This window comes from Bacteroides sp. K03, from assembly GCF_019734355.1.
GTDB lineage: Bacteria > Bacteroidota > Bacteroidia > Bacteroidales > Bacteroidaceae > Bacteroides > Bacteroides nordii.
Window position 1 is genome coordinate 77,468 of sequence record NZ_JAASHC010000020.1, and the last position, 14,859, is coordinate 92,326.

Here is a 14,859-nt window from a genome sequence, read left to right on the forward strand (position 1 = left end):
TCAAACTTTTAAAGTTCAACCATTATTTCTTCTTTATTGTCACTTGAGCGTTGTTGAGCGTACAGTCCTTTTGAATGAAGTTTTTCACATCATCCAGATAAAACATAGAACGTTCATCCCGTTTCAAGGTAGACATTCTAACATTATTGAAAGTGATGCCATCAACATGGCGTAAGTAAAAACCTGAAGCCGGCAGAATCGTACCGAACATCCTGTTCTCAGGATACTTATCAATTGCTTCCGGAACTTCGGTATTTATCTCCGATTTGGTAACTTCAGCATCGGTAATAAGGATAACATCATTGATGATAACGTTTTTAACATCACCTCCGGGAACTCCCGTTATAGAACAAGCTACCTTTCCTTCACTACGGGCAACAATATGACTTATCATTACATCATTAATTCGGCTCATCTGTTTGCTGAAAGTTCTTTTCCGATCACCCAGGCGAATAAATAGGGGAGTCTGTACACCTCGTATGGCAATGTCTGAAATAGAAATGTTTTCAATAATTCCTCCATCCACCGACTCCAATGCAATACCTGCTACAGCAGTTTTCTGAGTGGTACCGATCCATGGATAGTTATTGTACCACTGACGGATGTGGTCTTCCGAAGCTCTATCTATCGTACAATTTAAAATTGTAATATTCTTGAATCCGCTGTACGAAGATGTACCAAACTTTATTGCATTACAATTTGATTTCAATACACAATTTGTAACTGTGACGTTCTCACATGGAGTATCAGTATCACTTTTCAAACATAATGCATCATCGTCACAATCGATATAACAATCCGATACAACCACGTTGCGACTATCGATATCAAGCCCGTCATTATTCCAGTTAACATGGCTGTATACCTTAACTCCGCGTATGACAACCCCATCACACTTCTCATAATCCTGTGTCCAATAAGCTGAATTTCTTAAAGTTACATCTTGTACTCGGACATTTTCACAACCAATAAAATAGATGATTTTAGGGCGTTTGGGACCTCCTTTGGAGTCATTGCCATGTTGAAAATTCGGATGTGCACCTTGACCGTTAATCGTACCAAATCCGGTTATGGCAATGTTACTGACTTCACGTGCAAAGATAATGGCGGGTGTCTCTTTTCCTTTCAGACCGGGAAACGCTTTATGATACGAACTCAAATCGGTGCTACCCAAGAGTTCCGCGCCAAAATTAAGATGCAGATTCACATTGGATTTCATAAAGAGTGTTCCGGTCAAGAACTGTCCGGGAGGAACGCTTACCGTTCCTCCTTTATGTGCCGAACAATCGTCTATGGCTTTCTGTATAAGAGCAGTATTATTAGTAGTTCCGTCGCCTTTAGCACCTAATGTGGTTATATCAACTGTATAGGAGAAAATACTTAACGTACAAAAAAAGGCAATAAGTGTCAATAAACTCCTTTTCATTATAGAATTTCTTTTTTAATTTATCTTTATATTACTATTTCACCTGAATGCTTTTCATCATCGTTTATCGATCATTCGCTCTGAACGACATCCACATCAATCGTCCAGTTTTTTTTAATCAGACCGTTTGGGGATGTAACAGTATACTCTTTGGGAACGCTCAAATCGATAAATCCATTCACAGTTGGAGTTACGGTAGCTCCGGTAGATATTGTCAGTACCAATCTTAGATGGGTCAGATCAGTTCCTTGGGGGACAAAAGCCTGTACTGATGTATTTTCCATATCAATTTCAAAAGACTCGACAACATTAACCGGTTTGTCACTTACCGCATAGAGAGTGATACCTGTTATTTCGGCTGTTTCATATGCCTCATTTATTTGGTAATCGATTTTTGAACAGGCTGTCGTTACGGTAAGCAAAGCAATAAATGCTATATAGATTATTTTTTTCATAACTTTTTCTTTATTTATTCGTTGACTATTACCATCCCGGATTCTGGTGTCCTACTAATTTAGGATTGCGGTTTATTGCATGTTGTGGTATGGGTAACAAATAATTCTTTTGTGAATCAAAAATTCTTTCGAAGTATACTGAACGAGGATTGTATATAGGTACAGAGATCGAAGTCGGTACTTTTTCAGGAGGCTCTTGGTAAACAATTTCCATTTTGTAAAAAGGGCCTGTCAGATACTTATCGCCTGCTCTCCATCGTAGAATATCGAAATATCTTTTGTTTTCGAAAGCCAATTCCACACGGCGTTCGTTACGGATACGTTCACGAAGTTCATTTTGTCCCAAACCGGAGATTTCCGGTTGTCCGGCACGACGTCGTACAGCATTGATGGCATCAAATACGGACTGATCCGGGCCGGATACTTCATTTTTCGCTTCGGCATAGGTTAATAAAATTTCGGCATAACGCAGTACAATCAGGTTTCCGCCTTCACCGTCCATATTCAAATATCGGTTTTTAGTTCCACAACTAACCTCTTCATTTTGATGTTTACGAATAAAATAACCAGTCTTGGTAGACTCCACTTTCGAACAATACATTCCATTAGGAAGGTTGTCAGATACATTTTTCCATTTTCTGCGATTGTTTTCGTCCCATACATACCGATTAGTACTCAGTGAGAGTGTAGAATCTTTCCATACAACTCCGTCGTAGAGGATAGAAGCATAGAAACGGGCATCCCGGTTTTCATACGGATGTGCAGACTGTTCAGTATTATTCCAGTCGAAAGAGGTACCGTCCTGCATCTCAAAAGCATCAACCAACATTTGCGAAGGGTTAGAGCATCCCCAACCATAATCACTGCCTATACCCGGATATCCGGGAGCTGCAATGGTTTGATAACCTTGCTGATTACGATCGGGATTTTTATATTGGACGTCAAAAAGTACCTCTTCATTACCCTCATATGCTTCCAAAAAAAGATTGGCAAAATTCTCCGCTTTTTTACTTAGCTTTCGGGGAGTAGATTTCTCCGTAGGGTCTCCGTCATTTTCACGGAACAGACTATATTCACCTTTTAGTTCACCGCTTATCAATATATTAGCTGTATTTGCAGCATCTTCATAATATTTCGCGTCAATTACACCCGCAGCATGGAGATAGGCAATAGCCTGAAAGCCTACGGCTGCCCCTCTGGTTGCCCGACCGTATTCAGCAGTCGGAAGTTCCGAACGTTTAGGTAAACGTTTTGCAGCTTCCTTAAAATCCTCTATAATCAAATTCAAAGTTTCTTCTGATGAACTTCTCGGATAGTATATATCGTCTACATCTTTATTCAATGCTTTCTTTATCAGTGGTACACCTCCCCAGAAACGCCACAGCTCGAAGTAATTTAATGCACGTAGAAAATACATATCTCCCAAGAACCGCTCTTTTTCGATATCATTCAGTACTTCCGATATTTTTATCTTTTCCAATCCAAGATTGGTTCTGCGTATGTTTTCATATAAAGCATCCCATCTGCCTCTGATTGGCTGGGGAATTGTTGCAGCAGTAAAACTAAATTCAGACAATGAGATAAATCCGGAAATTCCCATATCATCAGTCCAAGCATGATCGAAGGAGTACCAGTCTCTAATACCTTTGGTCATACAATACAAAGGACCATCAAGAGTCCTGTGGTAGGTTTCATTGATATATAGTCCGGTAGCCGATTTGCTCGACCACACGGCTTCGTCAGTGATGGATGTCCTCGATTCGATATCCATGAAGTCTGTACATGAACTGAAGAATCCAAGGACTATTCCGACAGTAGCAAATATTATTATCTTTTTCATGATTCCTTTTTATTAAAATGTGATATTGATACCCAAAGAGGTTACAAACTGTTGTGGATAAGCATTATAATTTTGGTTTTCAACATCGAAGTCTTTTGGCATGGAAGAATAAATAGTCCATAAATTGTAAAAGTTTAAGTATATGCGCATGTTATCCACCCGAATTTTCTTAAGCAGACGCTGTTCGAGATTATATCCCAATTCGAGAGATTTCAGTTTCAAATAAGCTGTATTTACAACCCAGAAAGAAGAAGTCACATAGTTCATGCTTTCGATGGTAGATAAGCGTGGATATTTAGCATTGGGATCAGGGTTATCTACAGTCCATGAGTTGATATGATCCTTTCGGGGTTTATCATTTTTGAATGGGAAACGAACTCCCCGGTCAGAAGAACCTTTTGCATCTTGTCCCATATAGAAATCCGAATGTCCTGTACCTTGCAAAAACAGACTGACATCAAAGTTCTTGTATTTCGCACTAAAGGTATATCCGTACATAATTTCCGGTACACGGGCACGGCCAATAATCGTTTCATCTTCATTGTCTATTTTACCATCGCCATTGATATCGCGATACTTGATATCACCGGGACGAGTCGAAGCGCTCTGGTATGCCCAACTGTCAATTTCTGCCTGACTGCTGAATAATCCCTCAGCAATATAACCTCTTAATTGCGATGCTGATTTACCAGTCCGGCGAAAGCGTGGAATACTGTAAGTACCCATTGATTCTGCTATATCAACTTGTTTATCCCGGGAAAATCCGAATACAAAAGAATTGTCGATAGAGAAACTACGGTTGATTTCCGTGTGATTGGTTACGGTAAGGTCAACTCCATAACGCTCTTCTTTTCCGGCATTATATTGAGAAGGCTTGATTCCGTATTCTGTAGGGAAGTCGTCTGTAGGGATGATAATCTTGTCCCGTCGTAAATCACGGTATACATCCATTTCCACTCCCAATAATCCATTCCACATTGAAAGATCAAAACCGATATTGGCTTTCAATACAGTTTCCCATGTCAGATAAGGATTCGCTTCTGCACTTTCATACAAACCTGAAACAGTGGATTGAGTACCGGTTCCCCATACATAGCCGCTACCCACTGTATAAGTAGGACTCCATTGGAAAGGGTTACCAACCGGATTTCCGGATTTACCATAAGAGGCACGGATTTTCAAATTATCGATGCTACGGACATCTTTCAGAAATACTTCTTCGGAAATGCGCCATCCCAGTGAGATGGAAGGAAAGAATGCAGCACGACGGTCAGGAGCATATTGATAGGTACGATCATAACGACCGGCCAATTCTACGAGATACTTCTGGGCGAAATCGTAATTGACCCGAAAAACAAAACCGTCTTGCGCTTCGGCCGAAGAGGTTCCGGAGTTATATTGATTATCTTTAGAACCCATATTCAGTTCGGGTATCAGCACATCAAACTGTGTACGGCGGGCACTATAATTTACCTTTGTTCCTCCCCACCGGCGTTCGTAAACAAACAAGCCGGAAAGATTGTGTTTGCCGAATGAATTGGCATAATTGAGATATGCCTGAACAGTATAATAAGCATTTATCCTTGTAGACTGTGACAATTCTTCGTCAGACTGTAATTCGGATTTGTTGTATTTGTCATTAGCGGCATCGTATACATAATACTCATAAGGATAAGTCCAGTTTTTACTGTTTGTGTCTTTGCGGTTCATATTAAACAACCCCTTTATCGACAGTCCCTTGATAAAAGAGAGTTCCTGATTGACAGATAAACTCAGATTCTGATAGTTGTTCTCATTGCGTTTATCTCCTCCGCCATAAATGGTTTGATACATACTACCACCAATGGACGATTGAAAGGCGGGTAATCCGTTGCCGTATACATCTGCTTCCGTAGCTTTCGCACGGTAGATATTTGTCATGGCCGCTTCTGCAGAGGATGCGTTGGTTCTTTTACGGTCATACACAAGCCCCAAGTCTGCAGAAACAGTGGTAGTCTTAGTGGGTTTTAAATCAAGGTTAGCACGTACATTATAACGACGGTAATACTGATCGTCACTGAGCATGCTACCCTGCTTCATGTATCCCAACGCAACATAAGCTTTTATGATATCATTACCTCCTTGAAGCACGATATTATGTTTTTGACTGGTAGAAGTATTCATGTAATTTTTCACCCAGTCAGTATTGGGATAAGCGTCTGTATCTGTTTCGTGTGCTGCCAGAATTTCATCGGTAATGGCATTGGCTTCGTCGTTCATACCATCCATCTCATATGCCAGTTTTTTAAGACGCAATCCGTCGGCAGCACTCATAAATTCGGGCGTGTTGGTGGGTTTTTGCCATCCGAACTCACCGTTATAGTTGAAGGTAATTTTTCCCTGTGAATTCCCCCCACGTTTGGTAGTAATCAATACCACGCCATTGGCTCCTTTTAAACCATAAGGAGCGACCGCCGATGCATCTTTCAACAATGTGACAGACTCTACTTCTTCCATGTTGATCATATTGTACTCGCTTTCGATACCATCGACCAGCACGAGCGGATTTTTGTTTCCACGAAGATACAAAGTTGAGGCATCATTCCCTGGTTCACCGGTAGCTTGTTGAGTAACTAATCCGGAAACCCGGCCTCCCAGTGCATTCGAGACATTAGCAACCGGCATGGTTGTCATCTTTTCGCTTTTTATTGAAGATACCGAACCGGTCATGTTCACTCGTTTTTGTACACCATAACCCACCACTACTACTTCATCAAGTAGTTTGTCATCCTCTTTCATGACAACATTCAATGTGTTTTTTCCGGCAACAATAACTTCCTGTTTTAAATATCCAACATAAGTGAAAATCAAAGTAGCCTTTTTATTTTCACTGGGTATACTTAATGAGTATTTTCCATCAATATCGGTCACCGTACCGTTAGTAGTTCCTTTTATGACAATGCTTACTCCAATCAATGGTTCTCCTGATAAATCTGTTACGGTTCCAGTCAATGTTTTCATTGCTTGCCCAAATACAGATGATACAGACATTAATATGGAGATAAATATAATGAACCGCCTTCTGTTTTTCATGGTATCAAGGATTCCATTTTTTACATATTTGATCATGTCATTTTATTATTTTAGATTAAAAAAAGAGCTAATAATGGAATTTTGTTTACTAAATACAAGCGAATAAATAATATGGATTTATTATTGAAAGTTGATAGATGATATTTTCCACTATTAGTTCTTTAACTGATAATATACCAGTGATTATTCTTTAATGAATTTCACCACTTTACCTTGTATGTTCAACAAGTATAAACCAGTATTTAATGTGGATACATTAATTTCCGAATCAGAACTTGTCAACACCAATTTACCTACCTGATCATAGATCGAAACTTCTGTTCCGGATTCTTTGTTAGCGATTGCAATTTTATCTTTCGCTACAGACGGATATACAGATAACTTTCCAGAATCTGCCATTATAAAACCGGTACCAGTGTTCTCTGGTAAATGAGCGACTTTGGTATTGGGCTGTTTTTCGGCTGTAAAAGCCTTTAATATAGGCAGCTGATAATTTCCGTTACCCATTGACCAAACAGCCGGATCCCAAAACAGAAAATCATTCATATTGTCACCAAAATAAAGTACTTCTTTAATTACATCATTAGAGGTCTGATTCAATCCATTCTTGTTCGTTTCCAACCCGTTAGTTACAATTGCATCATTCACAAGCATATCCGCCCAGGCATAAGCAACCTCATAATTATATTTACCCGTGTTATCCGGTTTTTCATATCCCACCAAGCGTCCAATATTATCCTCTACAGCATTAGGTGCTTTAACAGATGGATTCAATGCAATTGAATAAAGTATGTCATGACGAATAGCATTTCCGTTAGGAAAACCACATTCACCGATAAGGCCTCCGGCTTTTGACTGTGCTTTATTGGTACCGGCTTCTACAGCACAAGTAGAATATGATGATTCAATCTTTATTCCTCTATATCCCTGTCCTACCAATCCTCCTGCTTTTGCAAAACCATATACCTTACCAACAGCATAGCAGTTTAGTAACTCTACGCGTCCTAATGCAGAGGTCATGGCAATAAAAGGAGCTGCATTTCCTGTAGCTGATCCGGAAACGGCACCATTACCTACAGCTGTAATATTTCCAATGACAAAGCACTCGGTTATTTTAATTGTTTGACCAGTATAAGGAACTTGTCCGATGATTCCGGCCACATTGTCCAACCCTTTTACTTCTTTTCCTTCAGTTATAATAATCCCTAAGTTCTTCACACTGAACAATTTGCTTGACTTTACCGATCCAAATAACCCGACATTGGTAAGATCAGGACGATTGATGTAAAAACCAGATATGACATGTCCGTTACCATCAAATGCTCCTGAAATACCACTTTCCGGATCATTTCCGATAGGTAGCCAACCGTTTTCAGCAGAATTAGCAGCGAGATAATCAGTTAAATCTATATCGTTACTCAACTGAAAATTATTACCATCCAGATAATTACGAACTTCGTTCAATTGCTCTGCCGTTTGGATAATGTACGGATCTTCCTCTGTTCCGGTACCACCGGCAAACTGAGCGTTTGCATTTACAGACAACAGGGTTACCGACAATGCTAAAATCATACTTTTGTAAAATTCTCTTTTCATAATTTCAATTTTTTCAAGATTAAACATATTAGTTTATAATAAAATTATTTCTCATTAATATCTTTGTTCATCAAAATCAAAGGCATATCAACAAATTGCCTGAAATCATTTTCAGAAGGATGTCCTGGGTAAGGTAAATAGTAATGATCGGGTTTATCCGCTTCCCAAGCATTCCGCCAAAATAAAATCCAGCCTAATTTATAGTTGTTGATGATAGGATAAATTACATTCGTAAAATAGGTAGTATCCCATACAGACTCTTCGCCTGTTTCGCCCACTACAGGTAGTTTACCAGACTGAACTGCATATTCCGTCACAATCTTAATATTTCTCTCAAAATCTTTTTTATATTGTTCGACGTTTTCCTGTGTACGCCCTTTCAAGTAATGGTCAAATCCTAAAATATCCACATATTCATCTCCCGGATAGCGCTCCAGATAATGTTCTTTACTCTCGACATTGGATGATGAGTAAGCATAAAGCAAATGATGTACCTGCTTTGTTTTTCGTAAAAAGTCGATTGTCATTATCCACAACTGTTTATACTCTTCAGGGGTAGATTGTTGGCTGCTCCACCAAAACCAATCTCCGGTATGCTCATGATACATGCGTAATATGACAGGGATGTAAGTTCCCGTTTCATCTTTTAGGTCTAAAAAGAAATCAGCCAAACGTCCCAACCATACCAGATATTCCTTATGCAGATCACCTCCAGGCAAAACAGAACGTACAACTGTATCCTGTACACAATCCCAGGTTGAGTTTCCGGTTGCGATGTTATCTGCATGCCAACTAAAAGAAGAAATACCGCCTCGAGCATGATGTTTTATTACGTGCTCTTTTATCCGGCTAAAATATACTGAATCTAAATTATACTCGGAACCTAATTCAATGTGTCCTAATTCAAAGCCGAACATAGCAGGATAGTCTCCAACCATATTTTTAACGTCCGAACGCTCCTCATCACCATACCATCCATGCCCATACAATGGACTGTCCTGATGTCCCAGCATAATACCTTTTTCAGCCAAATCAAACAAACGATTGTATAGTGTTACAGTTTCAGGAGTAGCTTGTGGATCAGTCGGAGACTTATTCTCTACGGATGTTTTGCAGGAAAAAAGAGTAATGATGACGACTCCTATAAAAAAACAGTTTTTCATGGTTAAATAAATATTTATGTGATAATATATTGTTTAAATGCATCAAAAATTGACCGATACAATAAAGTATATAGTTGTGTGTGTGTAAATCAACAAAGAGAGTCTTTCCTCATACTCATCTATAATAGGAGCAAACAATTCTTCCTTTTTGAGTAAAGAGCGGGAGAAGAAAACAACTATATTCTTGTGCTTCTTTACTCCCTCTCAATTACTTCCAGCCTCACATCAACAAACCTTTTTTACCAGAATTGAAATACCAATCAAAAACATCATTCTATGTTGTTTCCGGAAACAAATATAATTCACAGCAAGCAAAACCACTATGCCTAATCTCGCCATTAATATACCCAATCTGTACAATGATATTTAAAATACATTTTTGGCGTAATTGAATACAATATACCTCACAACTATACTCACAGGAAACTATATATGAACGATCACATTTTTTTATTCTTAAAACAAATTACTGCTATATAAACATTGAGGTCATTAGCGTCATAATATTTTCGCCAAATATGTATATCTTAACATAATAGTAGATCCACATACATATTGGGCTAGAACGAGCATATCCACTTCTTTCACAATAACTATCTTTGTAGAAATTATATTCATGAATAGTACAAAGAGAAACATTCCACAATATACCCGAACAAACTGTAGGAAGAATAAAATTACTGATACAATGATCTACAGTTAGTGCGTGTATAAGGACATAAAATCTGATATATAAAATTAAACACTAAAAAAGCATGAAATATATAAATATAGTAATCATCTTCTTTTTCATTTCCCATACAGTATCTGCACAAGATTCTAAAACTTCTATATATGAATATGGTCGTGAAATACAAACCTGTGAGGACAATTTTAATAATTTATTCAGAAATTGGACTCCAAATGTGGTAGAGACAGCAAATGATTTACAGCTACTATCCTACGAATTCGTGGAAGAATTGAATACCTCTCGAAAAATAAAGAGATATATAAAATGGTTCAGCAACCCAAATACGATTGGAAATACAGATACCAGAATCAGCTACACTAAAAGTTCTTACTTTTTAGAAACAGGTAAAGCAACCTCTAATTATAAACAATGGATAACAATTGTAAGGTATGGAGATAAGCTATCCACAAAAGAACTAAAAAAGCTAAAAGACAATGTAAAGTCCAAAATAAAGATAGGAGACAAAGTATATGTCATCAAATATAAATATGAAGGAATCGAACATACTGCATTTGCAATTTGCTGCCCTCTAACAAATAAAGTTATCTGGGACAACATGTTCCAGACAATAATGGTATATTCCAAATCTGAATAAATTAAGAATGATACGAACAATCAATTATATAAAATCCTCTTACTATCCAAATTCACGAATCCCCCATCCAACCAACTACAATATATTCAATCCCGCCAATATTGTATGTTATTCGCCTTTTCCCTTTTCTACATCTAACTATGGCTAAAATGAGTACATTAGTACAGCCTTTTTGGGCTATATTTGCCATAGATACAGAAATAGTATTTTCCAATTAATTATATATCTAAAAATTAGTATGATAAGAAAAGAAGGACGATCCGATTTATTTAAAATAGTCATCATGGCTTTTTTAGTTCTATCTTCTATCAATGGTGCTTCGGCAAAAGAGAAAGACACAACATGGAAATCTCTCCAAAAGGAATTTTCAAATCCATCAAAAGAGTATCGTTCGGCTCCTCTGTGGGTCTGGAACAGTAAAGTAACTCATTCGGAAATAGACCGGATGTTACAGGAACTACACGAAGCAGGATTCGGAGGAGCATTTGTACACCCACGCCCGGGCTTAATTACCGAATATATGTCCGACGAATGGTATGAGCTGTTCAAATACAGTGTGGAAGTAGGTAAACGGCTCGATCTGGACATATGGATCTATGATGAAAACTCCTATCCGAGTGGCTATGCCGGAGGGCATGTACCGGCTACAATGCCCGAATCCTACAATCAGGGACAAGGACTAAGCATGACTGCTTGCGAAATATTACCGGAAAACGTTTCGGAATTCTTCATTTGCCAGAAAAAGGAAAAAAATGGCTATACAGACATAACACAACACATCAACGATTATAAAGGGAAAAAAGGAGAATACATTCTCTGGAAAAAGACTTATTATGGCCGCTCCGGATGGATGGCAGGTTATTCATATGTAGACCTGCTATACAAAGGGGTAACAGAAAAGTTTCTGGAGTTAACAATGAGCGGATACGAACGGATATTGGGAGCTGATTTAGGACCGATAGTAAAAGGGGTGTTTTCCGATGAACCTCAAATTAACAGTTCGGGAGGTGTCAGATGGACTCCGGATTTATTTGTAGAATTCCGGAAACGGTGGGGATACTCACTGGAAGAAAACCTACCCTTGCTGATCCGGGAGGAAAAGAACTGGAAAGAAGTGCGTCACCATTATTTCGAAACATTGCTTCAGATGTTCATAGACCGTTGGGCAAAACCAATGCACGACTATTGTGAACAAAAGGGATTGATCTGGACCGGGCATTATTGGGAACATAAATGGCCGGACCTGAGTAGCGGACCGGATAATATGGCGATGTATGCATGGCATCAGATGCCGGCTGTAGATATGTTATTCAATCAGTTTGACGAAGTCAGCCCGAAAGCACAGTTTGGTAACGTACGTGCCATCAAAGAGTTGCGTAGTGTAGCCAACCAGATGGGGAGGGAACGAACCTTGAGTGAAACCTATGGCGGTGGAGGCTGGGACGTAACATTTGAAGATCTGAAACGCCTGGGAGACTGGGAGTATGTATTAGGAGTCAATTTCATGAATCAGCACCTGTCACACATGACGCTGACGGGAGCACGGAAATATGATTATCCACCCGTATTTACTTATCATTCAACCTGGTGGCCATACTATAAAACACAAAATGATTACTTCGCCCGGTTGTCTTATATATTAAGTAAAGGAGAACAGTTGAATGACGTACTGGTATTAGAACCAACTACCTCCTTGTGGTGCTACTATTCGGCTCACAAATCAAATCCGCGATTGGATCAGATCGGAAAAGGATTTCAGGCCTTTGTAACTCAGTTAGAAAAACTACAGATAGAATATGACCTGGGATGCGAGAATATAATAAGAGACCGGGGAAGTGTGGAAGGCAAAGAGTTCATTGTCGGCCAAAGGAAATATCAGAAAGTAGTGCTCCCTCCTTTCATGGATAATATCGAAAGTAAGACTTTTGAACTACTACGTAATTTTGTAAAAGAAGGAGGAGAATTGATTGCCTATTCCACTCCTACCCTACTGGATGGTAGTGAGAATGAGAATTTAAATAAATTTTTCACCAACAATAGTCAGATCATATATGCTGAGGTAAAAAACACAGATAACACCTATAAACTACTGTCAAGCGATGCTATCAGCTTCTCTAATATCTCAGGAGGAGGTTTATATCACCAACGCAGACAATTCAAAGAAGGTGAAATTCTGTTTTTAGTAAATTCTTCACTTGAACAGGAGGCGAAAGCTGATATTACTATCAATGGGCGTAGTTTGGTAGAGATGGATGCATTCAGCGGTACGCACTATGCATATCCGGCCACATACTCCGGCAAGAAAGTGACTACACAAGTAATTCTCCCTCCCGTAGGCAGTTTATTGCTATATGTATCTAGAGAGAAGCAGAAATTACTCCCACGCAAACAGATAACAGACACCCGGGAAGTAGTTCCTACGACTCCTGTGGAAGTAAAACGATTGAAAGAAAATGCTTTATTTATCGACTTTTGTGATTTGGATATAGCAGGAAAGTCTTATGCCAATATGCACACAGCAGAAGCCGAACAAAGATACTATAAAGCAATCGGTGAACCTTATAACCCTTGGCGGGCTTCGATACAGTTTAAGAATCAAACCGTAGAACGGGAGAAGAAAGACGGACATGCAACAGTTACCTATCACATCAACATAGCCAAAGGAGTGGATTGCAGCCTGTTTAAATTGGTAGTAGAGCAACCACAATTATGGAAAGTGATAGTGAACGGTATACCCGTAAATGCAACCCAGGGAGAATGGTGGCTGGATAAATCATTCGGTGTATATCACGCAGGAAAAGCTTTGCGGGAAGGAGAAAACAAAGTAGTACTGGATATCAGTCCAACAAGTATCTTTGCAGAGATACAACCTATTTATCTGACAGGAGATTTTCATCTTTCACCCGCTGCACAAGGCTGGCTGGTAGAACGTCCGGAACACTCCTTAACACTGGGGAGCTGGAAGCAGCAAGGCCTGCCTTTCTATTCCTGGGACATAGCCTATTCACAACATTTCAACATTAGTGAGCCGAAAGCGACCTATGAGGTACAGTTGACCGACTGGGACGGTACTGTGTCTGAAGTATTCGTTAATGGAGAAAGTGCAGGAATTATCGCCTATCAGCCTTATAAGCTGGACGTTTCAAAATGGATACGCAAAGGGGACAATCAAATTGAAGTACGGGTAATGGGAAGTCACCGGAGCTTATTGGGCCCACATCATAATAAAACGGCACAAGGCATATCCGGTCCCTGGCATTGGCAAAAAGTATCAGGAGAAATGCCTGCCGGTGAACAATATATATTGCCGGACTATGGCATGAATCAACCTTTTGTGTTAAGAAGCGGAGAATGAAAGATCCATCCGATAAATGCGTAGTTATCAAAAAAGTAATTATAGTTTTTTTTAAGAGGAAATATAAGCATCCAATAAAAGATTCACTCTTATGTAATCAATTGATTTATAACGAATTCAAACCTCCTATTTTAAGTATAACAAGAGTGTACACTTTAGTATGTGTTAATTGTACATTCTTGTCATACTAAAATGTACAATCTTGATGTATTAAAGTGTACAATCTGATAAAGCGAAACCAGAGTGTTAAAAAATTGCATTAACATTATTAAGAAACTACGCCTTTGTAAGATGCCCTCCAAATAAAAACAGGTAGTGGAGTGAAATACGTGGTATAATTGTTTGAGAATTATACCACGTATTTTATTTACAGGTAACAGAGACGATTCACATCGTAATAGCAGCATTCGTTTTTTAGGACAAAAAGGAGGACGTGATTTTCCTTTTCTATGCATCTATTGTCAAGCCTTATAAACATTCTATTTGTTACTCTACGATGAACGCCTCGTTCCTCGTAGAGTTTCGACCCGATCTCCGTAGAGTTTCGATGCGTTTCTCGTATACTCTATTAAAACCAAATGTTTCCGCAGAATATTGCTTTAATAAATGTTAACTACGAAAGATATG

General features: G+C 38.9%; 8 protein-coding genes. 2 read left to right on the top strand and 6 right to left on the bottom strand.

The genetic code is table 11. From position 1 onward, the window contains the following. Nucleotides 1-22 precede the first annotated feature (22 nt). From HCG69_RS14130 to HCG69_RS14155, 6 genes are all read right to left on the bottom strand, one after another. A complete protein-coding gene (locus HCG69_RS14130; RefSeq protein WP_255586024.1) occupies nt 23-1,426 on the bottom strand; it encodes a glycoside hydrolase family 28 protein in 1,404 nt (467 codons plus the stop codon). Nucleotides 1,427-1,497: 71 nt separating this feature from the next. Next, nucleotides 1,498-1,881 (bottom strand): hypothetical protein, encoded by a 384-nt coding sequence (locus HCG69_RS14135; RefSeq protein ID WP_221650566.1) that lies wholly within the window; start codon nt 1,879-1,881, stop codon nt 1,498-1,500. A 28-nt stretch (nt 1,882-1,909) separates the two neighbouring features. Beyond that, nucleotides 1,910-3,721, bottom strand: coding sequence for a RagB/SusD family nutrient uptake outer membrane protein (locus HCG69_RS14140; protein WP_221650567.1), 1,812 nt, complete (start codon nt 3,719-3,721; stop codon nt 1,910-1,912). A gap of 12 nt (nt 3,722-3,733) precedes the next feature. After that, on the bottom strand, nt 3,734-6,721 hold the full coding sequence (locus HCG69_RS14145; protein ID WP_255586025.1) for a TonB-dependent receptor: 2,988 nt from the start codon (nt 6,719-6,721) through the stop codon (nt 3,734-3,736). Between the two features lie 255 nt (nt 6,722-6,976). Continuing rightward, nucleotides 6,977-8,389 (bottom strand): T9SS type A sorting domain-containing protein, encoded by a 1,413-nt coding sequence (locus tag HCG69_RS14150; protein WP_255586026.1) that lies wholly within the window; start codon nt 8,387-8,389, stop codon nt 6,977-6,979. A 44-nt stretch (nt 8,390-8,433) separates the two neighbouring features. Beyond that, complete coding sequence (locus tag HCG69_RS14155) at nt 8,434-9,552, bottom strand: glycoside hydrolase family 26 protein (RefSeq protein ID WP_221650570.1); 1,119 nt, start codon at nt 9,550-9,552, stop codon at nt 8,434-8,436. A gap of 755 nt (nt 9,553-10,307) precedes the next feature. On the opposite strand from HCG69_RS14155, the gene HCG69_RS14160 reads away from it, so the two are divergent. Beyond that, the gene (locus HCG69_RS14160) at nt 10,308-10,877 is read left to right on the top strand and encodes a hypothetical protein (protein ID WP_221650571.1); all 570 of its coding nucleotides are present in this window, start codon (nt 10,308-10,310) and stop codon (nt 10,875-10,877) included. 238 nt (nt 10,878-11,115) lie between these two features. Next, nucleotides 11,116-14,232, top strand: a complete 3,117-nt coding sequence (locus tag HCG69_RS14165; protein ID WP_221650572.1) for a glycosyl hydrolase — start codon at nt 11,116-11,118, stop codon at nt 14,230-14,232. The last annotated feature ends 627 nt before the right edge of the window (nt 14,233-14,859 follow it).